The 26,230-nt window shown below is 73.2% G+C and carries 21 protein-coding genes; 14 read left to right on the top strand and 7 right to left on the bottom strand.

Annotated elements, in window-relative coordinates:
- Window positions 1-18 precede the first annotated feature (18 nt).
- The 3 genes from ACZ6R6_RS00465 to ACZ6R6_RS00455 all read right to left on the bottom strand — a co-directional run bounded on the left by ACZ6R6_RS00465 (window position 19) and on the right by ACZ6R6_RS00455 (window position 2,928).
- Window positions 19-777, bottom strand: a complete 759-nt coding sequence (locus ACZ6R6_RS00465) for a sugar isomerase domain-containing protein (protein ID WP_470088964.1) — start codon at window positions 775-777, stop codon at window positions 19-21.
- Window positions 778-779: 2 nt separating this feature from the next.
- The gene (locus ACZ6R6_RS00460) at window positions 780-1,655 is read right to left on the bottom strand and encodes a MurR/RpiR family transcriptional regulator (protein ID WP_470088962.1); all 876 of its coding nucleotides are present in this window, start codon (window positions 1,653-1,655) and stop codon (window positions 780-782) included.
- Between the two features lie 190 nt (window positions 1,656-1,845).
- A complete protein-coding gene (locus ACZ6R6_RS00455) occupies window positions 1,846-2,928 on the bottom strand; it encodes a thiolase C-terminal domain-containing protein (protein WP_470088961.1) in 1,083 nt (360 codons plus the stop codon).
- A 355-nt stretch (window positions 2,929-3,283) separates the two neighbouring features.
- Here ACZ6R6_RS00455 and ACZ6R6_RS00450 point away from each other — a divergent pair, with 355 nt between their 5' ends.
- From ACZ6R6_RS00450 to ACZ6R6_RS00405, 10 genes are all read left to right on the top strand, one after another.
- Window positions 3,284-3,898, top strand: coding sequence for an HAD family hydrolase (locus ACZ6R6_RS00450; RefSeq protein ID WP_470088959.1), 615 nt, complete (start codon window positions 3,284-3,286; stop codon window positions 3,896-3,898).
- Window positions 3,899-3,984: 86 nt separating this feature from the next.
- Window positions 3,985-4,794, top strand: a complete 810-nt coding sequence (locus tag ACZ6R6_RS00445) for an SAM-dependent methyltransferase (RefSeq protein WP_470088957.1) — start codon at window positions 3,985-3,987, stop codon at window positions 4,792-4,794.
- 49 nt (window positions 4,795-4,843) lie between these two features.
- A complete protein-coding gene (locus ACZ6R6_RS00440) occupies window positions 4,844-5,485 on the top strand; it encodes a MerR family transcriptional regulator (RefSeq protein ID WP_470088956.1) in 642 nt (213 codons plus the stop codon).
- Between the two features lie 259 nt (window positions 5,486-5,744).
- On the top strand, window positions 5,745-6,758 hold the full coding sequence (glnII, locus tag ACZ6R6_RS00435; protein ID WP_470088954.1) for a glutamine synthetase: 1,014 nt from the start codon (window positions 5,745-5,747) through the stop codon (window positions 6,756-6,758).
- Window positions 6,759-6,872: 114 nt separating this feature from the next.
- Window positions 6,873-7,481 carry a TetR/AcrR family transcriptional regulator gene (locus tag ACZ6R6_RS00430; protein ID WP_470088953.1) on the top strand — a complete coding sequence of 203 codons (609 nt, stop codon included), beginning with the start codon at window positions 6,873-6,875 and terminating at the stop codon, window positions 7,479-7,481.
- Window positions 7,482-7,532: 51 nt separating this feature from the next.
- Entirely contained in the window at window positions 7,533-8,399 is an 867-nt protein-coding gene (locus ACZ6R6_RS00425) for a TrmB family transcriptional regulator (RefSeq protein WP_470088951.1), read from the top strand.
- A gap of 81 nt (window positions 8,400-8,480) precedes the next feature.
- Complete coding sequence (locus tag ACZ6R6_RS00420) at window positions 8,481-10,127, top strand: NAD(P)/FAD-dependent oxidoreductase (RefSeq protein WP_470088950.1); 1,647 nt, start codon at window positions 8,481-8,483, stop codon at window positions 10,125-10,127.
- A gap of 62 nt (window positions 10,128-10,189) precedes the next feature.
- Entirely contained in the window at window positions 10,190-11,608 is a 1,419-nt protein-coding gene (locus tag ACZ6R6_RS00415) for an ATP-binding protein (protein ID WP_470088948.1), read from the top strand.
- 74 nt (window positions 11,609-11,682) lie between these two features.
- The gene (locus tag ACZ6R6_RS00410) at window positions 11,683-14,904 is read left to right on the top strand and encodes an AfsR/SARP family transcriptional regulator (RefSeq protein WP_470088946.1); all 3,222 of its coding nucleotides are present in this window, start codon (window positions 11,683-11,685) and stop codon (window positions 14,902-14,904) included.
- A 46-nt stretch (window positions 14,905-14,950) separates the two neighbouring features.
- Window positions 14,951-16,153, top strand: a complete 1,203-nt coding sequence (locus ACZ6R6_RS00405; protein ID WP_470088944.1) for an FAD-dependent monooxygenase — start codon at window positions 14,951-14,953, stop codon at window positions 16,151-16,153.
- Between the two features lie 107 nt (window positions 16,154-16,260).
- Here ACZ6R6_RS00405 and ACZ6R6_RS00400 read toward each other — a convergent pair whose 3' ends face one another.
- Window positions 16,261-17,517, bottom strand: coding sequence for an alpha/beta fold hydrolase (locus ACZ6R6_RS00400; RefSeq protein WP_470088942.1), 1,257 nt, complete (start codon window positions 17,515-17,517; stop codon window positions 16,261-16,263).
- 10 nt (window positions 17,518-17,527) lie between these two features.
- Window positions 17,528-18,457: a LysR family transcriptional regulator gene (locus ACZ6R6_RS00395; protein ID WP_470088941.1), complete on the bottom strand. Its 930-nt coding sequence runs from the start codon at window positions 18,455-18,457 to the stop codon at window positions 17,528-17,530.
- A gap of 192 nt (window positions 18,458-18,649) precedes the next feature.
- Here ACZ6R6_RS00395 and ACZ6R6_RS00390 point away from each other — a divergent pair, with 192 nt between their 5' ends.
- The 3 genes from ACZ6R6_RS00390 to ACZ6R6_RS00380 all read left to right on the top strand — a co-directional run bounded on the left by ACZ6R6_RS00390 (window position 18,650) and on the right by ACZ6R6_RS00380 (window position 22,705).
- Window positions 18,650-19,957, top strand: a complete 1,308-nt coding sequence (locus ACZ6R6_RS00390; protein WP_470088939.1) for a M64 family metallopeptidase — start codon at window positions 18,650-18,652, stop codon at window positions 19,955-19,957.
- Between the two features lie 92 nt (window positions 19,958-20,049).
- Complete coding sequence (locus ACZ6R6_RS00385) at window positions 20,050-21,108, top strand: LLM class flavin-dependent oxidoreductase (protein WP_470088937.1); 1,059 nt, start codon at window positions 20,050-20,052, stop codon at window positions 21,106-21,108.
- Window positions 21,109-21,178: 70 nt separating this feature from the next.
- Window positions 21,179-22,705 carry an AMP-binding protein gene (locus tag ACZ6R6_RS00380; protein ID WP_470088935.1) on the top strand — a complete coding sequence of 509 codons (1,527 nt, stop codon included), beginning with the start codon at window positions 21,179-21,181 and terminating at the stop codon, window positions 22,703-22,705.
- 36 nt (window positions 22,706-22,741) lie between these two features.
- Here the strand turns inward: ACZ6R6_RS00380 and ACZ6R6_RS00375 are convergent, their stop codons facing one another.
- Window positions 22,742-24,280 (bottom strand): alpha/beta hydrolase family protein, encoded by a 1,539-nt coding sequence (locus ACZ6R6_RS00375; protein WP_470088933.1) that lies wholly within the window; start codon window positions 24,278-24,280, stop codon window positions 22,742-22,744.
- A 78-nt stretch (window positions 24,281-24,358) separates the two neighbouring features.
- Between ACZ6R6_RS00375 and ACZ6R6_RS00370 the strand changes: the two genes are divergently transcribed.
- Window positions 24,359-24,922: an ArsR/SmtB family transcription factor gene (locus tag ACZ6R6_RS00370; protein ID WP_470088931.1), complete on the top strand. Its 564-nt coding sequence runs from the start codon at window positions 24,359-24,361 to the stop codon at window positions 24,920-24,922.
- A 116-nt stretch (window positions 24,923-25,038) separates the two neighbouring features.
- On the opposite strand, the gene ACZ6R6_RS00365 is transcribed toward ACZ6R6_RS00370, so the two are convergent.
- Window positions 25,039-26,202: an FAD-dependent monooxygenase gene (locus ACZ6R6_RS00365; RefSeq protein WP_470088929.1), complete on the bottom strand. Its 1,164-nt coding sequence runs from the start codon at window positions 26,200-26,202 to the stop codon at window positions 25,039-25,041.
- Window positions 26,203-26,230 lie beyond the last annotated feature (28 nt).

Here is a 26,230-nt window from a genome sequence, read left to right as displayed (position 1 = left end):
CCTCCTGCAGGGGGGTGATCAGGCACCTCGCCGGATCCTTCCGGCATAGCGGTTCTCAAGATCCCGGTTGTGCTCGTCGCCGCCGACGGTGTTGACCGAGCGGTAGACCGGCGGGGTCTGGCCGGCCTCGATCAGGCCGCGCACCACCTCGGCCACGACCATCTGCGCCAGCAGCGCCGAGGTGATCGTGGAGACCGCGCCGAACGCGCCGCCGTCCGGCAGCGGCATGATCGCGTCGCCGTACGGGGCCCCGTTGTCGAGCACCACGTCGGCGAGGTCGAGGAGCTTGCGACCCGAGGGGTGGCGGGAGACCATCGCGGTGCTGTGCTGGACGGAGGTCAGGGCGATCAGGCCGTGCCCCCTCTCCTTGACGATGGAGGCCAGCTCCACCACCGAGCCGTTCACCCCGGAGCTGGAGATCAGCACGAACACGTCCTGCGGCTGGACGGGGGCCAGGTCGTAGAGCCGCCGGGCGATCGCCGGGTCGCGCTCCAGCTCCGAGGGGGCGCCCAGGAGCACCTCCACCGGGGCCCCGCCGTACAGCACGACGTCGCGCAGCGCGAGCCGGTTGGTGGGGACCAGCCCGCCCGCGCGGCCGGCGATCTCCATCGCGATCGCCTCGGAGTGGCCGGAACCGAAGGCCTGCACCACCCCGCCGTCGAGCAGCGACCCGATGATCAGGCCGGCCGCCCGCCTGACCCCGTCCCTCTGGGTCTGGGAGACCTCGTCCGTCAGGGCCCTCACTTCATGGACGTAGTCGGCGGCGCCGATATCCACGGTCAGCTCCTCTCCACGCGGTGACTCTCAAGTGCGCGGACCGTCCGCTCGAACGCCTCGTTGGTCCGCTCGTAGGTGCGCTGCGCGACCGCGACGTAGACGGCGTCGAGGACGAAGAGCTGGGAGTGGACGGCGGCCAGGCCGCCCAGCCTGAAGGTGGTCTCCCGGCTCGCGGTGGTCAGCACCAGGTCGGCCAGCTCGGCCAGCGGGGAGCGGGCGAAGGAGGTGACGGCGACGGTCAGCGCGCCGCGGTCACCGGCCTCGGCGAGCGACTCCAGCACCTCCCGGGTGCGGCCCTGGTGGGAGATCCCGATGGCCACGTCGCCCTCGGCCAGCAGCGCCGCGTCGGCGAGCGCCTCGTGGGCGTCGGCGTGGCTCCAGCAGGGCACCCGGATCCTGCGGAGCCGCCCGCCGATCATGGCGGCCGTCCCGCCGCTGATGGAGACCCCGAAGACCAGCACCCGCCGGGCGGCGACGATCGCGTCGGCGATCTTGGCGACGGTGCCCGCGTCGAGCTGGGCCGCGGTCTCCTGGATGAGCCGGGCGTCGGCGGCGGCCATCACGCCGATCGCCGTGTCGAGCGCGTCGGTCGGGCCGATCTCGCGGCCCACGTTGGCGTCCCAGTTGGCCTGCGCGGCGCGGCCGGTCTCGGTGGCCAGCGCGACCCGGAGCCCGGCGTATCCGGTGAAGCCGAACACCCGGCAGAACCGCGTGACGGTGGCGGGTGAGCTGCCGCTCCGCTCGGCGAGCGCGAGGATCGTGGACCGGGCCGCTCCGGCCGGGTCGGCCAAGATGGCCTCGCCGACCCGGCGAAGGGCCTCGGGCAGCGCGGACGTCTCGGTCTGGATGCGCCCGAGAGCCCCTACCGCCACAGGCATTCCTTTCACCCGCTCAGTGATGGGGTGAAAATTATTCTCAAGCACGGTCCGCGTCAAGCCCCTTCGGGGAGCGGGCACCCTGGACCGCTCCGGCGGCCTCCCGGACCGCTCCGGCGGCGTCGGCGACAGCAGCTCGCGGTCGTCGTCGGACAGGGTCCGCGACACCGGGCGATCTCGCGCCCGGCCGGGCTCAGCCGGGCCGGACCAGCAGCGCGGCGCTGCCGTAGCTGCCGCCGAACCCGGTCACCAGCGCCGTCTCCCGGCCCGCCCTGAGCTCCCGTACGGCCTGGGCCACGTTGTTGAGCCCGTGGACGTAGCCCTCCGACAGCAGGCCGCCGTGCGGGTTGACCATGGCGTGGCCGCGCCGGAGCAGGAACTCCCCCAGCTCGGCCCGGCCGGCGAGGCCGAAGTCCTCCAGCTGCCGGGGCACCAGCCAGGAGTAGGCGTCGTAGAGCAGCGCCACGTCGACGTCCGCCGGCCGCATGCCCGAGACCTCCCACAGCATCGGGGCGACATGGGCGGAGAAGACCGCGCTGACGTCGGGCGAGCGGTCCATGGACGAGCAGCCGGGGCCGCCTCCCCTGACCACGCTGTGGACGCGGGGGGCGTCGGGCGCGAGCCGTGCGTCGCGGATCACCAGCGCGCAGGCGCCGTCGGTCTCCTGGCAGCAGTCCACGGTCCGCAGCGGCGAGCAGACGTAGGGCCGGGCCAGATAGTCCTCCAGGGACAGCGGGTCCCGGCGCAGCGCCCGGGGGTTGGCCGCGGCGTTGTCGCGGGACTGGGCGACGACGGCGTGCAGGTGCTCCTCGGTGAGGGAGGTCTCGTACAGGTAGCGCTGGGCGGCCAGGGCGAACATCGGGATAGGCCCGGCCATGCCGTAGGGGATGGTGAAGCGCTCCTGGGGGCCGGTGGAGACGGTGTTCATGCGCTTGCCGGAGCGGCCGTTCAACGCCCGGTAGACCAGCACGTTGCGCGCGAGGCCGCAGGCGATCGGCATAGCCGCCTCGGCCAGGATGGAGGCCGCCTGGGTGCCGCCGCCGGCGATGTCGTTGTGCCAGCCCAGCTTCTCGATCCGCAGCGCCCCGGCGACCTGGACGACCGGGGCGGAGTCGTTCAGGTGATAGCTGAGGACCGCGTCGATCTGCCCGGCCTCCATGCGGGCGTCGGCCAGCGCGAGCCGGGACGCCTCGACCGCGAGCTCCAGCTCGGTCCTGCCCGACTCCCGCGTCAGGGCCGTCATCCCGATCCCGGCGACGGCCGCCCTGCCTCTCATCCGACGCCTCTCCTCCGGCTCCTGAGGGTGCGGGTCACCTGGCTCCCGCGGGTCCGGGTCGCTCGCCGGGGCGGGGCGCGATCCGCTCCGGCGAGCGACGTCCGCAGGCCGCGGGGCGCCGCGCGGGCCGGCGGCGCCCTCCCGAGGAGGGCTCCCACCCGGCCCCCGGGGACGCCGCGCGGCGGCCCGGTCACCTCGACGGGGCGGCGGGCCCGGACGGTCCCCGTCGCCCGGCCGCCTCGGACCGCGGCCATCGCCCGTCACGCTAGCCCGCGCACGTTAGTTAGGCAAGCGCTTGCTCGGTATAACGCGCGGTAGTCTTGGCCGAAGATCCACACCAACGCGTTAGGCGATCATGCTCGACCAACGACTCCGCCCCACCATGCCGTACGCCGCCCTCGTCTTCGACTGCGACGGCACCCTCGCCGACACCGCCTCCGCCAACGAGACCGCCTGGCGCACGGCCCTGGCGGACTGGGAGGTGGAGCTCGACCCGGCGTGGTACCGGGCCCGCACCGGCCTGTCCGGCGACCGCCTGCTGGCCGAGCTGGAGACCGAGACCGGCGTGGAGCTGGACTACCCGGCGGTCCGGGCGGCGGCGCTCGACGCCTACCAGTGGCTGATCCACACCGTCACCCCCCACCGGCCGGTCGCCGCGGTCGCCGAGGCGCACCGGGGCCGGGTGCCGATGGCGGTCGCCTCCGGAGGGGCCCGCCACGCGGTGGAGGAGACCCTGCGCGCCACCGGCCTGCGCCCGCTCTTCGACGCCGTGGTGACCAGGGACGACGTCCGTTACGGCAAACCCGCCCCCGACGTCTACCTGCTGGCGGCCCGGCTTCTGGACGTCGCCCCGCACACCTGCGTCGCCTACGAGGACACCGACGAGGGGGTGGCCGCCGCGCTCGCCGCGGGGATGGCGGTCATCGACGTCCGTCCCTCGCTCCAGGACGGAACACAGGACGGGACATGAGCGGCCGTCAAGCGCAGTCGAAGATCGTCTAAAATCTCCGGTGAGCCTCGTCCGATCGAGGCGCGGTCGGGGCTGAGGAGAGCGTGATGGCCGGGGAACAGGCGCCGCAGGGGATCGATCCCACGATCCCGAGCGTGGCCCGCATGTACGACTACTACCTCGGCGGCAAGGACAACTTCGCCTCCGACCGCGCGGCGGCCGAGAAGTTCATCGAGATCGTCCCGGGCATCCGGGAGATGGCCCAGGCCAACCGCGCCTTCCTCCGCCGGGCGGTGAGCGAGCTCGCCGCCCGGGGGGTCCGTCAGTTCCTCGACATCGGCTCCGGGCTGCCCACCCAGGAGAACGTCCACCAGGTGGTGCACCGGACCATCCCCGACGCCCGGGTGACCTACGTGGACAACGACCCGATCGTCCTGGTCCACGGCCGGGCCCTGCTGAGCGACAACCCCCACACCACCGTGATCCAGGCGGACATGCGCGAGCCGAAGGCCCTGCTCGACCACCCCGAGGTGCGCGCGAGCATCGACTTCGACGAGCCGGTGGCCGTGATCCTGCTGGCGATGCTGCACTTCGTCCCGGATGACGCCGTCGCCGACCAGATCATCGCCTCGGTGCGGGAGGTGCTGTCCCCCGGCAGCCACCTGGTGCTCTCCCACGCCTTCGCCGGCCAGACCGGCGCGGAGACGCGCGCCAGGGCGGACGACGTCTACGGCTCCACCACCGCCGGGTCGATCACCTCACGCGGCCCCGCCGAGCTCACCGCCTACCTGGACGGCCTGGACGTGCTGCCTCCCGGCATCGTCCCCGTCGAGGCCTGGCGCCCGGAGTTCGACGAGGACGTCACCGTCGACTTCAGCCGGCCCAGCATCCTCGGCGCGGTCGCCAGAGTGCCCTGACCGGCACCCTGTGGGCGAGACCCGCATTGGCTAGCTGTACTATCCAATAATGCGGATATCCCAGCTCAGCGCCGCGTCGGGCGTCCCCATCCCCACGATCAAGTACTACCTGCGCGAGGGCCTGCTCCCCTCGGGCGAGCAGACCGCGGCGACCAGGGCGGAGTACGGCGAGAGCCATCTCCGCCGGCTGCGGCTGATCCGTGCGCTGCTGGAGGTCGGGCGGCTGCCCATCGCGGCCATCCGCAAGGTGATCGCCGCCGTGGAGGACGAGAGCCTGGGCATGCACGAGGTGCTCGGCACCGCCCACTACGCCATCGCCCCCGCGGTCGAGTCCCACCAGGAGGACGAGGACTGGCGGCGCGCCCGCGCCGAGGCCGACCGCCTGATCACCGACCTCGGCTGGCAGGTCCACCCCGAGGCCCCCACCCGCGTCGAGCTCGCCCAGGCCATCCTCACCCTCGACCAGCTCGGCATGCCCGCCACCGGCGAGGCCCTGCGCCCCTACGCCGAGGCCGCCGTCAACCTCGTCGTCGAGCACGAGATCGGCACCATCCCCCTCGACGGCCCCCGCGAGGCCGCGGTCGAGGCCCTGGTCGTCGGGACCGTCGTGCACGGCAGGGTCCTCGACGTCATGCGCCGCCTCGCCCACGAGTCCATCTCGGCACGTTTCTTCGGCGTCTCGGAGAGCTGACGTCACGGCGGCGAAGAGCCTCTCGGAGAGCTGACGTCACGGTGACGGAGAGCCTCTCGGAGAGCTGACGTCACGGTGACGGAGAGCACAGACCGGCAGCTCACAGCCCCGGAACCGCCCTGTGCAAACTTTCCGCACGCCGCCTGCCTGGCCAAACGGGCTTGAGTAACATCCTGTTCACATTCGGGCAACAGATGCGAAATCGCGACTTGCAACTCTTTGGGAGCAGCAGCCCACTTTCTCCTCAAGGACTCCGCTGATGACCTTCAAGGCTGAATACATCTGGATCGACGGCACCGAGCCGACCGCCAAGCTCCGTTCGAAGACCAGGATCCTGGCCGACGGCGCCGAGCTCCCGATCTGGGGCTTCGACGGGTCCAGCACCAACCAGGCCGACGGCGGCTCCTCCGACCGGGTGCTCAAGCCGGTGTTCACCTGTCCGGACCCGATCCGCGGCGGCGGCAACGTGCTGGTGCTCTGCGAGGTCCTCGACACCGACATGACCCCGCACTCCAGCAACACCCGCGCCGCCGCCGTCGCGGTGGCCGAGAGGTTCGCCGACCAGGAGTCGTGGTTCGGCATCGAGCAGGAGTACACCTTCTTCAAGGAGGGCCGCCCGCTCGGCTTCCCGATCGGCGGCTTCCCCGCCCCGCAGGGTGGTTACTACTGCGGCGTCGGCGCCGACGAGGTCTTCGGCCGCGAGGTCGTCGAGAAGCACCTCGACCTCTGCCTTGAGGCCGGTCTGGCGATCTCCGGCATCAACGCCGAGGTCATGCCCGGCCAGTGGGAGTTCCAGGTCGGCCCGGCGGGCCCGGTGGAGGTCTCCGACCACCTGTGGATCGCCCGGTGGCTGCTCTACCGCGTCGCCGAGGACTTCAACATCGCCGCCACGCTCGACGCCAAGCCGGTGAAGGGCGACTGGAACGGCGCGGGCGCGCACACCAACTTCTCCACCAAGGCGATGCGCGAGGGCTACGACCCGATCATCACCGCCTGCGAGGCGCTCGCCGTCAACGCCGAGGAGCACGTCAAGCACTACGGCGCCGGTATCGAGGAGCGTCTCACCGGTCACCACGAGACCGCCCCGTGGAACAAGTTCAGCTACGGCGTCTCCGACCGCGGCGCCTCGGTCCGCATCCCGTGGCAGGTCGAGGTGGACAAGAAGGGCTACATCGAGGACCGTCGCCCCAACGCCAACGTCGACCCCTACCTGGTGACCCGCCTCATCGTGGACACCTGCTGCTCCGCGCTGGAGAAGGCCGGCCAGGTCTGACCCGGCACGCGCGGCGGGCCGCGACCACCCTGCCGGGGGTGGTCGCGGCCCGCCGTTCCACTGCCCCTATGGCAAGACGATACGTTTCGACTCGTCTTTGGTATAGTCGGCCGGGTGAAGACTCCCGACCCGTCCCGCCGCAGCGAGCAGTCGCGCCGGGCCATCCTGAACGCCGCACTCGACCTGGTCGCCGAGATCGGATACGCCAAGCTGACCATCGAGGCGATCGCGGCCCGCGCGGGCGTGGGCAAGCAGACGATCTACCGCTGGTGGCCCTCCAAGGGCGCGGTGCTCGTCGACGCGGTGCTCGCCCTCAGCGAGGACGAGGAGGGCGCCCTCGCCCTGCCCGACACCGGTGACATCCGGACCGATCTGCGGGGCGTGCTGCGGGCCATCATCGACGAGTACAACGACCCCAAGATCGACACGATCACCCGGGCACTGGCCGTCGAGTCGCTGACCGACCCCACGCTGAACACCCAGATCACCGGACGGGTCCTGGCACCGCTCCTGGAGGTCACCAAAGACCGGCTGCGCGCCGGGCAGCGGGCCGGCCAGGTGGCCGAGGGAGTGGACCTCGACGTCGCCGTGGAGCTGCTGTACGCGCCGATCTACCACCGCTGGGTGCTGCGCACCCACCCCCTGACGCACGCGTACGCCGACACCGTCCTCGAACTCGCTCTCAAGGCCCTGAGCCCCGCGGCGATAAATACCGTCGAATAAGGCGCTTTAGGGCCACGCGAAACTACCACCGCGCGCCGTACCATGACTGCGATGCGGGACGTAGTGGAGCAGTTGCAGCGCCTGGGCATGTCGGGTTACGAGGCCAAGGCCTACGTGACGCTGGTCGGCTCCGGGCAGCCGCTCAACGGTTACGAGGTGGCCAAGCGGTCCGGCGTGCCGCGCAGCACGGTCTACGAGACGCTGGGCAAGCTGGTGGCCAAGGGCGCGGCCTACGAGGTACGCGGGGCCGAGGACGCCACCGACTACCTGCCGCTGCCGCCCCGGTCGCTGCTGGAACGCATGCGCCGGGAGTTCGACGACTCGATCGAGTCGCTGCAGGCTGCGCTGCCCACGATCGTGGCGCCGCCCGAGGCCCATCTCATCCACAACCTCAAGGACGCCGAGGCGCTGCTCGCCCGGGCTGAGGACGTGCTGGCCGCCGCCCGCACCGACCTGTTCCTGTCGATCTGGCCGGAGGAGATGAAGCGGCTCTCCCCGCTGGTCAGGCGGGCGGTCGAGCGTGGCGTCGACGCCTCGGTGATGCATTTCGGCCCCGCCGCGGAGGTGGTCGGGCACCTGTACGAGCACCGGTTCTCCTCCCCCGAGGTGATCATGGAGAGCCTGGGCTGCCGCCTCCTGGTCGTGGCCGGCGACCGCCGCGAGGCCCTGGTCGGCGGGTTCGTCGACGGCTCGGCCTGGGGCGTCTACACCGAGGACCCCGCCGTGGTCCTGATGGCGGTGGAATACATCAGGCACGACATCGCCCTGCAGATCATCGCCGACCGGGTCGGGCACGAGTCGCTACGCGAGTTCTGGACCAGCGACCCGGAGTTCACGCGTCTGCGCGCCGGCCGAGGGCGGCCGGCCGCCCTGCTCCGCGCGGCCGGATGCCCCGCCCCCGAGCTCCCGCCGGGGTGAGCCTTAAAAGGGGATGTGACATCCTTCGAGGTAGGTTGTCGTAATTTTCCGGGAAGGCAGGTCATGGATAAGCCGGTCATCATGACGGTCGATGACGATCCGGGCGTCTCGCGTTCCGTGGCACGCGACCTGCGGCGCCGTTACGGCCATTCCTACCGCATCGTCCGGGCCGACACCGCGGTCGCGGGGATGGAGAGCGTCCGCGAGCTCCGGCTGCGCGGCGACGACGTCGCGGCGATCCTCGCCGACTATCGGATGCCCCAGATGAACGGCGTGGAGTTCCTGGAGCAGGCCATGGACCTGTATCCGTACGCCCGCCGGGTGCTGCTGACCGCCTACGCCGACACCGACGCGGCGATCCAGGCGATCAACGTGGTGGATCTCGACCACTACATGCTCAAGCCGTGGGACCCGCCGGAGGAGAAGTTCTACCCGGTCCTCGACGCCCTGCTCGACGCCTGGCACCGGGCCGAGCGGCGCGAGTCCGACGAGCTGCGGGTGGTGGGCGCCCGCTGGTCGGCCCGCTCCTACAAGATCCGCGACTTCCTGTCCCGCAACCAGGTGCCCTACCGCTGGGTGCTGGCCGACGACCCCGAGGGCGCGCAACTGCTGGCCGCCGCCGGCGAGGAGTGCGAGATCAGTCCGGCCAAGCTGCCGCTGGTCATCACCTCCGACGGCACCACGCTCACCGCCCCCACCACCGCCGAGCTGGCCGGGGCGGTGGGCCTGTCCACGGCCCCGGCCACCGACTTCTACGACCTGATCGTCATCGGCGGCGGCCCCGGCGGGCTGGGCGCGGCCGTCTACGGGGCCTCGGAGGGGCTGCGCACCGTGATGGTCGAGCAGCACGCCTCCGGCGGGCAGGCCGGTCAGAGCTCCCGCATCGAGAACTACCTGGGCTTCCCCGACGGCGTCTCCGGCTCCCAGCTCGCCGACCGCGCCCGCCGCCAGGCGCTGAAGTTCGGCGCGGAGCTGCTCACCGCCCGCACCGTCACCAGCCTGGAGGTCAAGGGCCAGGCCCGGGTGGTCGGCTTCGCCGACGGCAGCAGCATCGCCGCGCACACCGTGATCCTGGCCACCGGCGTCTCCTACCGGCGGCTGGCGGCCCCGGGCCTGGACGACTTCGTGGGCCGGGGCACCTACTACGGCGCGGCCGTGACCGAGGCGCCCGAGTGCAGGGAACGCGAGGTCTACATCGTCGGCGCGGCCAACTCGGCCGGGCAGGGCGCGGTCTACCTGTCCGGATACGCCAGCAAGGTCCACCTGATCGTCCGGGGCGACGGGCTGGAGAAGTCCATGTCGCACTACCTGATCGAGCAGATCTCGAACATCTCCAACATCGAGGTGCACACCGAGACCGAGGTGGTGGGCGCGGAGGGCGACGACCATCTGGAGCGGCTCACGTTGAAGGGCCCGGACGGCGAGCGGACGGTCGAGGCCGAGTGGCTGTTCGTCTTCATCGGCGCCGAGCCGTTCACCGACTGGCTCGGTGACACGATCGAGCGCGACGCCAAGGGCTTCGTCCTGACCGGGCCCGACCTGACCTCCGCCGAGAGCCGTCCCCGCAACTGGCCGCTCCGGCGCGAGCCGTACCACCTGGAGACCAACGTGCCCGGGGTCTTCGCCGCCGGAGACGTCCGCGCCGACTCGATCAAGCGGGTCGCCTCCGCGGTCGGCGAGGGGGCGATGGCCGTGGCGCTCGTCCACCGTTACCTGGAGAAGGCATGACCGGACGGGCCGGGGGCTCCATCGTGGGCTGCGACTGGACCATGGGCGACGAAGGAGGCCACATGACCAGCACGGACGTCCTCCGTGAGCTGTTCCTCTTCGAGAAGCTCGACGACGAGAAGCTGGAGTGGCTGGCCTCCCACGGCGAGGAGCGCGAGTTCGGCGCGGGCGAGCCGATCATCCGGCAGGGCGACCCGGCCGAGTGCTTCCTCGTGCTCATCGACGGCGAGATCGTCATGTCCACCGAGACCCCCGCCGGGGTGGTCACCATGACCCCCACCTCACAACCCGGGGTCTACGCCGGAGCGACCTCCGCCTACCTGGGCGACCGCGCCCCGGCCACCTACTCCCACTCGCTGCGCGCGACCAAGCCCTCACGGATCTTCGCGCTCCCGGCCAAGAAGTACGGCCTGATGATCGGCGAGTGGTTCCCGATGGCGGTCCACCTGCTCGACGGGGTACGCCTCGGCGGGCTCGCCCAGCGGGAGATCATCGACCGGCGGCAGCGGCTGACCGCGCTCGGCACCATCACCGCCGGGCTCACCCACGAGCTCAACAACCCGGCGGCGGCGGCCGTACGGGCCGTGGGCGAGCTGCGGGGCAAGATCCGGCTGTCGCGGCGGCAGCTCGCCGGGCTGACCGAGGCGGGCATCTCGGCCGACCGGCTGCGCGGGCTGATCGACATGCAGGAGAGCTGCACCGACAAGGCCGGGAGCCCGCCCGCCCGCTCCCCGCTGGAGATCTCCGACGCCGAGGACGAGCTGGGCGACGCGCTGGAGGAGGCCGGGGTGGACAACGGCTGGGAGCTCGCGCCGCCGCTGGTGGCCGCCGGCTTCGGCCCCGGCGGGGTGGAGAAGGTCCGCCGCGCGGTCGGCGACGAGCACCTGTCCGGGGCGATGCACTGGCTCGCCGAGGCCATCGAGATCAACCAGATGCTGAACGAGGTGACCGACGCGACCGAGCGGATCTCCTCGCTGCTCGCCTCCGCCAAGCAGTACTCCCAGATGGACCGCGCGCCCTACCAGACGGTGGACGTCCGGGAGCTGCTGGACAGCACGCTCACCATGTTCCGGGGCAAGATCCCGCCCGGGATCAGCGTGGCCACCGACTACGACCCCGGACTGCCGCCGCTGCCCGGCTACGCCGGAGAGCTCAACCAGGTGTGGACCAACCTGATCCACAACGCGCTGGACGCGATGGCGGGCAGCGGCACGCTGACCGTCCGCACCCGCCTGGAACACGACACCACCGCCCTGATCGAGATCTGCGACACCGGCCCCGGGGTCCCCGAGGAGCTCCGGGAGCGGATCTTCGAGCCGTTCTTCACCACCAAGGCCGTCGGCGAGGGCACCGGCCTGGGCCTGGACATCTCCTTCCGCATCGTCGCCGGCCGGCACGGCGGCGACCTGCGCGTGGAGTCGGTGCCCGGCGACACCCGTTTCCAGGTACGGCTGCCGCTGACCGAGCTCCCCGCCCCCTGAGCGGACCGCGTCACGTGCCCGGCTCCCCCGGCCCCCGCTCCCGCCTGCCGGGTGGGCGGTAGACAATCGTCCCCATGCGATTCGGGATCCTGGGCGGCACGCGGGCGTGGGGGGACGACGGGAGCGAGGTGCCCGTCGGCGGCCCGACCCGCCGCGCGCTGCTGGCCCTGCTGCTCGCCCGCCCCGGTGAGGTGGTGACGGCCGACAGCCTGGTCGACGACCTCTACGGGGCGCGGCCGCCGGGCGGGGCGGGCCACGCGCTGCAGTCGCAGGTGTCCCGGCTACGCCGGGACCTGGGGCGGGAGGCCGCGATCGAACCCGTCCGCGCGGGCTACCGGCTCGCGGTCGACCCGGACGACGTAGACGCCCACCGCTTCGAGCGGCTGGTGGAGGAAGGACGGCGGGCGCTGGAGGACGGGGACCCGGAGCGGGCGGCCACACGCCTGCGGGCGGCCCTCGACCTGTGGCGGGGCCCCGCGCTCGCCGACGCCGCGGACGCCGGCTCCGTCCAGGCCCGGATCATGCGGCTGGAGGAGCTGCGGGCCGAAGCCCTGGAGGACCGGATCGAGGCGGACCTCCGGCGGGGCGGGCACCGGGCCGTCGTGCCCGAGCTGCGGGAGCTGGTCGGCCGTCACCCCCTCCGGGAGCGGCTGCACGGCCTCCTCATGCGCGCGCTGCAGGCCGGCGGCAGGCAGGCCGAGGCCCTGGCCGCCTTCGAGGAGGCACGGCGGATCCTGGCCGAGGAGCTCGGCGCGGACCCCTCGGCCGGGCTCGCCGCGCTCCACCGGGCGCTGCTGCGGGGCGAGGGGCCACCCGTGGCTCCCCTGCCCGCCACCGGCACGCTCCCGGCGCAGCTGACGAGCTTCGTCGGCCGCGCCGAGGACGTGGCCGGGGTCACCGAGCTGCTCGGCACGGCACGCCTGGTCACCCTGCTCGGCCCGGGCGGCGCGGGCAAGACCCGGCTGTCGATCGAGGTCGCCGCCCGCCGGCCCGACGTGTGCCTCGTCGAGCTCGCGCCGCTGCGCGACGGGCCGGACCCGGCGCAGGCCGTGCTCGGCGCGCTCGGCCTGCGCGAGAGCGGGCACCTGACCGGACCAGCCGAGACGGCGCCCGTCTCCCGGCTGGTCGCGGCGCTGGCCGACCGGCCGCTGCTGCTCGTCCTCGACAACTGCGAGCACCTCGTGGAGGCGGTCGCGGCACTGGCCGGGCGGCTGCTGGCGGGCTGCCCGGAGCTGCGCATCCTGGCGACGAGCCGGGAGCCGCTCGCCATCACCGGCGAGCACCTGTGGCCGGTCCGCCCGCTCCGACCGGCCCCGGCCGCCCGGCTCTTCGCCGACCGGGCGAGCGCCGTACGGCCGGGCCTCGTCATGGACGAGGCCGCCACCGGGGCCGTGCGGCGGATCTGCCAGGCGCTCGACGGCCTGCCGCTGGCCATCGAGCTCGCGGCGGCGAGAATGCGCACGCACGACCTCGCGGAGCTCGCCTCCCGCCTGGACGACCGCTTCCGCCTGCTGTCGCGGGGCAGCCGTACGGCCGAGGCCAGGCACCAGACGTTGCGCGCGGTCGTGGCGTGGAGCTGGGACCTGCTGTCGGAGGCCGAGCAGACGGTGGCCAGGCGCCTGACGGTCTTCTCCGGCGGCGCGACCGCCGAGGCGGTGGCGCGGGTGTGCGGGGCGCCCGGCGCCGAGGACGTGCTGGACTCCCTCGCCGACAAGTCGCTGCTGGAGGTCGGCGGCGGCCGCTACCGCATGCTGGAGACGGTCCACGCCTTCTGCGCCGAGCAACTGGGCGCGGCCGGGGAGACCTCCGCGCTGCGGCGCGCGCACGCGGAGCACTTCCTGGAGCTGGCCCGGACCGCCGACCCCCACCTGCGCCGCGCCGGGCAGCTGGAGTGGCTGAGGATCCTGAGCGCCGAGCACGAGAACCTCCAGGCCGCGCTGCGCTGGGCCGTGGAGACCCGGGAGGTCGAGTTCGCGCTGCGGCTGCTGGCCTCCCTGTCGTCCTACCTGTGGATGCGCGGCATGCGCGCCTCGGCGACGGCGCAGGCGGTCGCGCTGCTGGAGGTGATCGGCGACAGCCCGCCCCCGGGACTCGAGGACGAATACATCCTCTGCGTCCTGGCCGCGGCGGCGGGCGAGAGCGGTCAGGAGGCGTGGGAGCGCCACCGGCGGACGGCGGAGTCGATCGTCGTCGCCCTGGACCGCCCGCACCGCCACCCGATCCTCGCCTTCCTCTGGCTGATGATCAACGCGGGTGCGGGGGATCCCCGGGTCGCGCTCTCGGTGATCGACCGCAGCCGGACCGGGCCCGACCCGTGGGAGCGGGCCATCGTCCACCTCCTGTGGGGATATCCGCAGCTCGCCGCCGGGGACCCGGGGCAGGCCGAGCACGAGTTCGCGCTGGCCGCCGACGGGTTCCGCGCGCTCGGCGACCGGTGGGGGACGGCGCTGGCCCTGGACGCGCTGGCCGGCCTGGCGGCCATGTGCGGCGACACCGCGAGGGCGATCGTCCTGATCGAGGAGGCCCTGGCCCTCACCGAACAGCTCGGCGCGGTCGAGGACCTCCCCGACCTGCTCTGCAACCGGGGCGACTACCTTGTCCGCGCCGCACGGACCGGGCAGGGCGGTCCGGATCCGGCGGATCCCGGCATCGCGGCGGCGCGCGCCGACTACGAGCGGGCGGCCGAGGTCGCGCGCCGGGTGGGCAGTCCCACCTATCTGGCCGGGGCGCTGCGCGGGCTCGGCGACATCGCGCGGATGGAGGGCGACCTGGACGGGGCGCGCCGGCTGTACGAGCAGGCGCTGGAGCGGTTCGAGATCCGCTGGGTGCGGAGCGCGGGAAACCGGACGGGCGCCCTGTTCGGGCTCGGGAGGGTCGCCGAGGCCACCGGCGACCTGGACGGGGCCCGGTCACTGCACCGGCAGGCCGCCGAGGTCGCGGTGCGGTCGGGGGCGATCATCGAGAGCGCCCGCGCGGTGGAGGCCCTGGCGGGGATCGCGCTGCTGGAGGGCGACGCGCCGGAGGCGGCCCTGCTGCTCGGCGCGGCCGCCGGCCTACGGGGGATCCTCACCGAGGACGGCCCCGAGGTCTCGCGTACGGCCGCCGCCGCGCGGGCCGCCCTGGGCGAGGAGGCCTACGGGGCCGCCCACCTCCGGGGCGTGCGGATGGCCCCGGAGGACGCGCTCCGCCGGGCCGGCGTGCCCGAGCCCGCCATCCAGGCGTCACCGATCAACACCGTGGCCGGCCTCGGCGTGGTCCCCGGCACTGAGCCGGTGAGCACCGGTGAGCACCGGTGAGCACGTGGTGAGCCGGCGGTGAGCGCCTCCGGACATGCTCTCGGACATGACCACAGCACCGCGGCTCAAGAACAAGAACATCCTGATCTCCGGGGCGGGCGTCGCCGGCCCGGCGCTGGCCTACTGGCTGAGCCACCACGGCTTCACCCCCACGGTGGTGGAGCGGGCACCCGCCCTGCGCGACGGCGGCTACGCGGTCGACTTCCGCGGCCAGGCGCACCTCACCGTGCTGAGGCGGATGGGGATCCTGGACGACGTCCAGCGGGCGCAGACGGGCATGGGCGCGATGTCCTACGTCAACGGCGCGGGCAGGAGGATCGCCAGCATGCCCGCCGACATCTTCAGCGGGGACGTCGAGATCCTCCGGGGCGACCTGGCCCGCATCCTCTACGAGGCCACCGTGGACCGCGTCGAATACGTCTTCGACGACTCGATCACCTCCATGACCGACGGACCCGACGGCGTCCAGGTCACCTTCGAGCGGGCCGCGCCCCGCGAGTTCGACCTGGTGGTGGGGGCCGACGGGCTGCACTCCAACGTCCGGGCGCTCGCCTTCGGGCCGGAGTCGCGGTATGTGAGGGAGCTGGGCCTGTACTGCGCGATCTTCACCACCGCCAACCACCTGGAGCTGGACCACACGGGGCTGATCTACAACACCCCCGGCAGGCTCGTGTCGATGTACAGCGCCCGGCACAACGCCGAGGCCAGGGCCCTGTTCTACTTCGCCTCGCCGCCGCTGAGCTACGACCGCCGCGACATCGGGCAGCAGAAGAAGATCCTCGCCGAGGCGTTCGCCGGGATCGGCTGGGAGGCTCCCCGGCTGCTGGAGGCCATGGCCGACGCGCCGGACTTCTACTTCGACTCCACCAGCCAGGTCCGCCTGGACCGCTGGTCGCGGGGCCGGACCGTCCTGCTCGGGGACGCCGGCTACTGCGCCTCGCCGCTGTCGGGCATGGGCACCGGCCAGGCCATGGTCGGCGCCTACGTCCTCGCCGGAGAGCTGGCGGCCGCCGGCGGCGACCACCGGGCGGGCTTCGCCGGCTACGAGGAGGCCATGCGCGGCTACGTCGCGGGGTGCCAGAAGTCGGGCGAGGGCGTGAGCAAGTGGATGGTCCCCGACAGCCGGTTCATGGCCTGGTTCGTCAACCAGAACTACAAGCTCATGCCCTACCTGCCGGGGAAGGGGCTGATCGCCAAGAGCGTCCGGAAGACGGCGAGCGCCATCGCCCTGAAGGACTACGGGCGCTGACCCGCCGAGGCCCGGGGAGGGCTCGGGCACCGGGCGGGGCGCCGTGGCCCCGCCGGCCCGCTCCCGGGCCGGCGTCCCGGAGGGCGCGGCCCGGGAGCGGGCCGCCCTCAGCCGTGGACGCCGTCGAGCATGTCCATCAGGCGGGCCAGCACCCGGCCGCCGGAGACGCGGACGCCGTCGTGCTCCCACTCGTTGGTCACCCAGGTCCGCACGTTGCCGACCGCGCGGGCGGTCCGCGTCGACAGGCTCTCGTCGACGTACATGTCGTCGTAGTAGACGGCGGCGGCCACCGGGACCCGGTTGGCGGCCAGCCGTACCGGGTCGTAGAGGGCGGGCCAGTCGGAGGCCGCGGCGAGGATCTCGGCGGCGCCCTTGAACGGGCGGAGGGCGGCGATCTCGTCGAACATCCAGGGGTAGATCATCTCCCCGGTGGGCAGCAGCGGCTCGGCCTCCTCCCCGAACTCCCCCGGCAGCAGCCGGTGCGCCGCCCAGGCGGTGGCCGCGCCCTGGGCGTAGATCGACTCGTGCAGGACCGCGTAGAGCGGGTTGCCGACGAAGCCGGTGGCCATCATGACCTCGTAGCGGAACAGGTCGGAGAGCCGCTCGCCGTTCCAGGCCTCCTCCAGCACCCAGTGCAGGTATTCGGCGCCGTCGCTCATCCCCAGGCACAGGCCCAGGGTCTGCAGGCGGCGCACGGTCAGCACGTCGCCGTCGGGGAGCAGGACCTCCTCGCCGCGCAGGTGGCCGGCGATCGCGTCCAGGCGGGCGGAGTCGCCGGGGTAGCGGGCGAAGTAGCGGTCCACCTTGTCGCGGACCCGGGGGTAGGTGCGGGAGTAGACGTCGTCGGCGGTGGCGTCGAGCCCGGCCAGACCGCCGGTCACGTAGCAGGACCGCAGGCCCTCGGGGGCCTGGGAGAGGTAGGTCAGCGTGATGAACCCGCCGTAGCTCTGGCCGAGGGTCTCCCACGGCCGGTCGCCGCAGAGCCGGCGCCGGATCAGCTCGGCGTCGGCCACGATGGCGTCGGCGCGGAAGTGCCGGAGCCGGGCGGCGAGCTCGGCGTCGGTCCCGGTGACCGTCCTGGCGGTGACCGGGGTGCTGCGGCCGGTCCCCCGCTGGTCGAGCAGGAGCACCCGGTGGGTCTTCAGCGCGTGTCCCAGCCAGCCGTCCGCCGCGGTCGGCCTCGGCGACCTGCCGCCGGGGCCGCCCTGCAGGAAGACCAGCCACGGCAGGTCCTGGTCCTGCTTGGCGGGGTCCACCGCCTCGCGGGCGAAGACCTCGATCGTGGGGCCGCCGGGGTCGGCGTGGTCGAGGGGGACGGTGAAGACGTGGTCGGTGAGCGCCACACCGGGCAGAAGGACAGTCACCCGGGGAACGTTACCGGCTGTGCCATTGCCGATATCTCGGGCGCCCCCGGGCGTGGTCGGCGAACACCCGCGCCGCCAGATCCCGTACGGCGGGCACGTGGGCGGCCAGGGCGCCCCGCGGATGCCACACCAGCAGGTGCCGCATCACCAGCGGGTCGCCGCGGAGCGGGCGGATGACCAGCCCGTCGCTCTCGGCGAAGGTGGCCCGGCAGGGCGCGATGGCCCGGCCGGAGACGACGATCTCCCTGATGGTCCAGGCGTCCGCCGCCTGGTGCGGCGCGCGGGGAGTGAAACCGGCCCGGTGGCAGGCCGTGCGGAAGCACTCGGGCCAGCCGCCCCCGTCGGAGGGCGACAGCACCCACGCCTCCGCCGCGAGGTCGGCCAGGTCGAGCTCGGGGCGGCCGGCCAGCGGGTGGGCGCCGGCCAGCGCCACGTACACGGGCTCGGCGGCGACCTGCTCCTGACGGAGCGGCGGGGCCGGGCGCAGCTCGTGGCCGACGTAGTCGACGACCACGGCGGCGTCCAGGCGCCGGGCCGCGACCAGGTCGCACAGCAGGCGCGGAGCCGCCTCGGCGTAGGAGGTGACCTCCCGGCCGCCGAGCAGGTCGCCGAGCCGGTCGACCAGGCCGACCAGGATCGGCCCGTCGACCCCGCCGAGCCGTACCGGGCCGTCGGCGGGGCGGGAGGCGGCGCCGAGCAGCAGCTCGTCCATGCCGCTCAGCACGGTGCGGGCCCGGGCGAGCACGTAGTCGCCAAGCGGGGTGGGGCGGGCGCCGTGGCGGTCGCGGTCGAAGAGCCTGCCGCCCAGAGCCCGCTCGATCCGCTGGAGCTGGGCCGAGAGCGCGGGCTGGGTGGTGCCCAGGAGCGCCGCGGCCCGGGTCAGGCTGCCGGTGTCCGAGATGGCGCACAGGACGCGCAGGTGCCGTAGTTCCAGGCTCACCGGACGAGCGTATGCCCCCCATCCCACTTTCCATCACTGCGAGGTGATGGATCCCCTCTGGCCTGCGCGCATGCGCCCTCCCCCGATTCCGGCGGGCCGTCTTGTCACCTCCACGTGATCGGGGCGTTACCGGTGGGCGTCGAAGATCAGCGCACCTCATGACATTTCCGAAAAGTCCGGAAAGGAAGTTCTGTGCGCCGAATCCCCCTGCTGGCCACGGCGGCCGTGACCACCGCCTGCGCGGCCGCCCTGGCCGCCGCGCCCGCGCTGGCCGCCGCGCCCGCCCCCTCCCCCACCGCGGCGACCGCGCTCCCGGCGGGTGCCGCGGGCCCGGCCAGGCCGGTCGAGGTCTTCGCCGAGGACGGCACCATCAGCCGCGCCGAGGTGCCCGCCGCCGCCGGCCCCAGGGCCCGTTCCCTGGCCGCGCCCGCCGCCGAGGTCACCCCTGTCGAGGTCAACGGGCCGAGCGAGGACCGGATCGACCTGGTCTTCCTCGGCGACGGCTACACCGAGGCCGAGCTCGGTCTCTACGGCGACCAGGTCGCCGCCAAATGGGCGCTGCTGTCCGGCCGCGAGCCCTTCAAGAGCTACCGCGGGCTGTTCAACGTCTGGCGGGTCGACATCCCCTCGCCCGTCTCCGGCGTGAGCGGCGACCCCGCCCGTGACGTGGTCAGGGACACCCCGCTCGGGATGACCTTCTGGTGCGACGGCCTGGAGCGGCTGCTCTGCGTGGACGAGGACCGCGCGAAGTCCTACGCGGCGCTGGCGCCGGGCGTGGACCAGATCGCGGCGATCGCCAACTCGGCCAAGTACGGCGGCGCGGGATACACCGACGAGGAGATGGCGACCTTCTCCGGCGGCAACGAGCGCGCCGGAGAGGTCCTGCCGCACGAGCTCGGCCACTCCCTGGGCGACCTGGCCGACGAGTACGACTACTACGCCCACCCGGGCGACGGCAGCCGCTACGACGGCCCCGAGTTCTCCGAGGTCAACGTCAGCGTCCGCGACGCCGGGCGGATGCGGGCCGAGCGGGCCAAGTGGTGGTACTGGCTCGGCGCCCCCAGCCCCGACGGCGACGTCGTCGGCGCCTACGAGGGCGGCCACTACACGCAGTACGGCGTCTACCGGCCCACCCCCAACTCGCTGATGAAGTCGCTCGGCCGGGAGTTCAACTCGGTCGGCCGGGAGAAGATGATCCAGTCGTTCTACACGATCGCCCGGCCGATCGACTCCCACACGCCCAACGGGCGGCCGGTGGAGCGCGGGGCGACGCTCTCGGTGACGCCCGCCCCGATCTCGACGCTGTCGGTCCGCTGGTACCGCGACGGCAGGGAGCACCGCCCCTGGCGGGGCCGCACCTCGGTGGAGGTCATCGGCATGGGCGGCGGCGGCACCGTCACCGCGGTCGTCTCCGACCGGACCGCCGACGTGCGCGACCCGGGCTACCGCGAGAAGTTCCTGACGCAGTCGGTCGCCTGGACCGTCCGCGGCAACCACTGATACGCTCACCAAGCGAGCGCTTGGTTACGTACGGCCAGCCGTACCCGGAGCGCGGAACGGGACACACGGAGACGACCCCCAAGGGACAGCCGATGAAGTTCTCGACCTTCCACCTCTTCCACCGGTTCGACGGCCAGAGCTTCAAGGACGTCTACGACTACCACCTTGAGCTGGTCGAGCTCGCCGAGGAGCTGGGATTCTCCGGGGTACGGCTGGCCGAGCACCACTTCCGCGACTACGGCGTGGTGCCCAACCTGTTCACGATGCTGGCCAACCTGGCCGCGCGCACCGAGCGGCTGCGGCTGGGCACCGGCATCGTGGTCCTCCCCCTGCACAACCCCATCCACGTCGCCGAGGAGGCGGCCATGGTGGACATGCTCTCCGGCGGGCGGCTGGACCTGGGCATCGGGCGCGGCTACCAGAGCTTCGAGTTCGAGGGCTTCGGCATCGACCTGGCCGAGGCCCGCGACCGGTTCAACGAGGCCCTGGAGGTCGTCCTCGGCCTCTGGGGCAGCCCGTCCTTCCGGCACGAGGGCAAGTTCTACCGGACCGGCGCCGAGGTGGAGCTCGTCCCCCGGCCGGTCCAGCACCCGTTCCCGCCCATCCACGTGGCGGCCGTCTCCCCCGAGACCGTGACCATGTACGCCGAGCGGGGCCTGCCGATCCTGGCCGACCCGGCGGCGCCCTTCCGCAAGGTGGTCCGGGCCGCCGAGACCTGGCGGGAGACCGCGGCGGAGGCCGGGCACGACGTGACCGCCGCGGAGCTGGTGGTCGCCCGCAGCGTCTACGTCGCCGCGACGGCCGAGCGGGCCCGCGAGGACCAGGCCAGGTTCGAGGCGATGTTCGACCGGAGCCGGATCTTCAACGAGCGGAGCGCGCCGATCGACCCCCGGACCGGCAAGGCCGCCCAGGGGTTCGAGTACTACCAGGACCGCTACCTCAAGGGCGGTTCGGTCTCCAACGACTTCCGCTGGGAGCAGCTGGAGGTCATCGGCGACCCCGAGCGGGTGGTCGGCCAGATCCGGCTGCTCGAGGCCGCCGGGTTCGCCGACCTGCTCTGCGACTTCGGCAGCACCAGGCCGATGCCGCTGGAGGAGATGAAGAAGGTCATGCGGTTCTTCGCCGCCGAGGTCATGCCGGCTTTCGAGTGATCCGTCCCGTACGGCGCGCACCGGCCGCAGGCGGAGGCGCGGGCCGTACGCCCCCCCAGCAGGAGGCGCGATGATCGACCAGTTGACCCTGTCCGACGTCCTCGCCGAGCACGCCCGCAGCCGTCCCATGGTGACGGCGGTCGTGGACGGCGAGGTCCGGCTCACCTACCCCGAACTCGACGAGCGGGTCACCCGCCTGGCGGACGCGCTGGCCGCCCGGGGGGTCACCGCCGGGGAGCGGGTGCTGTGGCTGGGCCGCAACAGCCACGTGGTGCTGGAGCTGCTGCTCGCCTCGTCCCGGCTCGGCGCGATCTTCTGCCCGGCCAACTGGCGGCAGTCCACCGACGAGCTGTCCTTCGTCGTGGCCGACCTCACCCCGAAAGTCGTCGTCTGGGAGCGGTCCGAGGCCGCCGCCCCGCTGAGCGGTGACGGCTGGATCCCGGCCGGCGCCGGCTACGAGGCGTTCCTGTCCGGCGGGTCGCCCGCCCCCCGCCCGGAGGGGCGCCCCGGCGGACCGGCGGACGGGTCAGCCCGGGCGCCGGGGCCCGGCGACGACTCGGCCCCGCTGCTCGCCCTCTACACCGCCGCCTTCGACGGCCGCCCGAACGCGGCCCTGCTCAGCAGCGCCGCGCTGGTCGCGCACAGCGCCGCGCTGCTGGTGGTCCGCCGGATGGAGGACGGCTTCACCTTCCTCAACAGCGGGCCGCTGTTCCACGTGGGCACGATGATGTTCTGCCTGGCCACCCTGCAGATCGGCGGGACGAACGTGTTCACCCCGGCGTTCGACGCCGAGGAGGTCTGCCGCCTGGTCGACGCCGAGCGGGTCACCCAGGCGTTCCTGTTCGGCCAGATGATCGACGCGGTGACGGAGGCGAACAGGGACGGCAAATACGACCTGACGTCGCTCCGCTTCATCTCCCACTCCGCCGAGTGGGACGGGATGACGACGGTGGACGACTCCCCCTGGTGCCGGTCGAAGATGGGCGGCTACGGCCAGACCGAGGTGGGCGGCATGCTGACCTTCCTCGGCCTGGCCCCGGGCGCCGCCGGACCCGCCGGACGGCCCTCGCCGCTGGTCCAGGTCCGCCTGCTCGCCCCCGACGGGGACGAGGTGCCGGCCGGGGAGGTGGGCGAGATCTGCGCCCGCGGCAAGTCGCTCTTCTCCGGATATTTCAACAGGCCCGAGCTCAACGCGGCCAAGACGCGCGGCGGCTGGCACCACACCGGCGACCTCGGCCGCCGCGAGCCCGACGGTACGATCACCTTCGTCGGCCCCATGCTCCGCATGATCAAGTCCGGCAACGAGAACATCTACCCCGCCGAGGTCGAGCGGGTGCTGAAGACCCACCCCGCCGTCGCCGACGCCGCCGTCATCGGCGTCCCCGACGAGCGGTGGCGACAGGCCGTGAAGGCCGTCGTGGCCCTGCGGGGCGAGGCCACGGCCGAGGAGATCGTCGAGCACGTCCGCGCCCGGCTCGCCCCGTACAAGAAGCCCAGGCACGTCGACTTCGTCGAGGCCATCCCCAAGAAGGGCTTCACCCCCGACTACGACGCCCTCGACGCCGCCCACGGCGGGGGCGGCTACCCCGGGTCCTGACCGCCCCGCCGGCCGCCCCGCGGGTCCCGGGGGCGGTCACGGGAGCAGCAGCCCCCAGTAGAGCGCCCACGGGAGGAACACCGTCCCCCCGGCGAGCAGGAGGCCGAGCCGTACCCGCTCCCCCCGCGGCGCGGAGCCCCGGGCGCGGCGCCAGGCCAGCGCGGTGCCGGCCGTGGCGGCCACCGAGACCACCGCGAGGGCCTGCAGCGCCAGCCAGATCAGCGGGCGCCCGGCCACGACGGGGCCGGGCGCGGCCAGCTTGCCGCCGGTCATCATCAGGTAGAACAGGTAGGAGAACGGGCCGAGCACCGCCACGAGCCCTCCGGCGCTGAGCAGCCTCGCGGCCCCGGCCGCCGGAGCCGGCCGGCGGCCGCGCAGGCGGCGCACCAGCGCGACCACCGGGTAGGCGGCGAAGGCGGCCACCAGCGCCACCAGGGCCGCGAGCTGGAGCGCCGCCGACTCCCACCAGGACGGGGGGTCGACCGGGACGGTCGTCGACTCCTGCACCGGGGCGGGCCCTGACACCTGCGCCACCGGCGCCCGGCCGGCCGTGACGTCCGCCACCCAGGAGCCGACCAGGTCGGCGTAGCCGGGGGCGAGCTCGGGCAGCCGGGTGACACCGCCGTCGGGGGTCCGGTGGGCGGCGTGGTCGGCGTCGGGGAAGAAGCGGAAGGTGTAGTGCCGGTTGCCCCCCTTCTCCAGCGCCGCGGCGAGCAGCGGCGGGGTCTCCCGGGGAGGGGTCAGCAGGTCGTGGGTGCCCCAGATGCCGAGCACCGGCTGACCCACCGCGGCCAGGGTCGGCTCGGGGTCGTGGTAGGGCTCGGGGAACATGCCGCCGTCGGCGACCGTCCGGTACAGGTTGAGCTCGGCCCGGTCGATGAGCGAGCCCGACACCCCCGCCTTGCGCAGCCCCGCCGCCACGGCCCAGGTCTGCTGCCGCAGCGGCTGCAGCGCGTTGGCGCCCACGAGCACGACGAAGGCGATGTCGGCCGAGCGGGAGGCGGCGATCGGGGCGACCCAGCCGCCCTCGCTGAGCCCCCATATACCGACCTTCGCCGGGTCGACGCCCGGCTGGGAGCGGAGCGCGGCCACGGCGCCGAGCGCGTCGTCGGCGAGCTGCGAGTAGGACCGCTGGAAGAGCGAGTAGCCCTCGGAGCGCTTGTCGTAGATCAGCACGGCCAGGCCCCGGCGGGCGAACTCGACGGCCTCGCCCATGAGCTTCGTGCGGGGCGTGCCCGTGCCCGCGCCGTGCACCAGGACGACGCCGGGCCGGGCGGGCCCCGCCGTGGCGGGCGAGAGGACCGTGCCGTGCAGGGTGAGGCCGCCGCTGCCGCGGAAGCTCACCTCCGCCGCCCTCAGGTCGGAGGGCACGGCCAGGCCGGAGGGTACGGCGGGCGCGGGCGCGGCGGGCTTGGGTGCGGCGGGCGTGGCGCCCCCGGGCACGGCGGCGGAAACGACGGCGGGCACGGCGGCGGGCGCGGCGGCGGCGGTCGCGGGCGCGGCCGTGACGACCGCGACGGCGGGGGCGGTGAGCAGGCAGAGGGCGAGGGCCGTCGCCGGGAGGATCGGTCTCATATGCCGAATATATTCTGCAGAGATTTATCGGCAAACAGTTGTCTGCAGATATCCTTCTGCAGGACTAGGCTGTTCATCATGAAGGATGAGGAGTCGTTCACACTCGACGATCCGGCGAAGCTCAAGGCACTGGCCCACCCCATGCGGCGGCTCATGCTGCGCCACCTCGGCCTGCACGGCCCCGCCACCTCGACGACGCTCGGCGAGCTGCTCGGCGCCAAGACGGGCACGACGAGCTACCACCTGCGGCAGCTCGAGAAATGCGGCTTCATCGAGGAGATCCCGGAGCGCTCCGGCGGCCGGGAACGCTGGTGGCGCAGGGCCGAGACGCCCAGGGACATGCGGCTGCCCACCCCCGACCGGCTGGCCCCCGAGGACCGCCCGGTGCTCGCCGAGTTCCACCGGATCGGCTGGGAGGAGGACCGCGAGCTGCTCGACCGGCTCCCCGAGCTCTACCGGCGCGATCCCGAGTGGGTCAAGGCGTCGCGCGGCCTCGGCCGGATGACCATGACGGAGTTCGAGGAGTTCTTCGACGCCTACGTCGCCCTGCTGATGAAGTACAGCCACCGGGCCGAGGACGCGCCGCCGGACGCGCGGCCCCTGTACGTCCGGCTCTTCGCCTTCCCGGCCGACGAGAGCTGACCCCGCCCCGGGAGCCGGCCGGCGGCCCCCGGGGAGCGGCGCCCCGAGAGGCCCGCCGGGCACGGCCCCGGCGGACCGGGAGCGCGGGGCCCGGACGGTCCGCCCGGCGTCCGGGGTCACCGCGGCACGAGGGCCGAGTAGTCCTTGAGCGTGATGTTGGTGGCGAACCTGTCGGTCATCTTCATCATGATCTTCAGCAGGAAGCCGTACTTGAACATCCAGTTCCGCATCCGGATCCGGCCCGGCGTGCCGGGGGCGAGGAAGGGACCGGCGTTGCCGTTCCGGGCGACCTTGGCGTAGTCGCGGAACTCCTCCTCGTAGCGCCGGAAGGCGACGCGGTGGTCTCCTCCGGCCGCCGCGAGCTCGCCGGCCAGGACGTAGGCGCCGACCATGGCCAGCCCGCTGCCGAAGCCGCCCAGCGTGTTGCCGTAGGCGGCGTCGCCGAGCAGCACCACGCGGCCCTTGGCGTAGTGGTCGATCCGGACCTGGCTGATCGAGTCGAGATAGAAGTCGTCGGCGTGCCGTACCGCCTCGATGACGGCGGAGGTGCGCCAGCCCATCCCGGCGTAGGCGTCGATCAGGATCCGCTTCATCTCCTCGGTGTCGTAGCGGTCGTAGTCCAGCCGCGGCGAGGCGAAGACGAAGAACGCGGGCGACTTGGGGCCGCCGAGGGCGACCATCCTGCCCGGCTCGTTGTATATCTTCGCGGCGTTCTCGAAACCCGCGGGGAGATCGACCAGGGCGTAGTAGTGGCCGAGGAAGCGGACGTAGTCGGACTCGGGGCCGAAGGCCAGGCGCCGGACGTTGGAGTGGATCCCGTCCGCGCCCACCACCAGGTCGAAGGTCCGGGGGGCGCCGCGCTCGAACGTGACGTGCACGCCGCCCGCGGTCTCGGTGAGGGAGGTGATGGAGTCGCCGAAGACGTACTCGCACCCGGCGGCGGCGGTCCTGTCGTACAGCAGCCGGGCCAGGTCGCCGCGCATGATCTCAAGCTCGCCGCCGGTGAACTCGCCGGGCATCACCGCCAGCGTGCGGCCGTCCGCGTCGACGAACTCCTGGTCGGTCCCCCCGGTCTGCAGCCGCCGCACGTCCTCCAGGACGCCCATCCGCTCCAGCACGGCGAGGTGCGTCTCGCCCTTGAAGTCGACGGCCTGCCCGCCGGGCCGCAGGGCGGGGGCCTTCTCGACCACGGTCACGTTGTAGCCGTAGCGGACGAGCCAGTGGGCGAGCGCGGGACCGCCGATGCTGGCGCCGGAGATCAGGACGTTGGTGTCTGTCATGTCCGTGAGCTTCGCCGGGGACGCTGAC

The sequence above is a fragment of the Streptosporangium sp. NPDC048886 genome (assembly GCF_055586905.1).
Note: the sequence above shows the minus strand (reverse complement) of the source record. Positions and strands in the feature narration are given on the sequence as shown.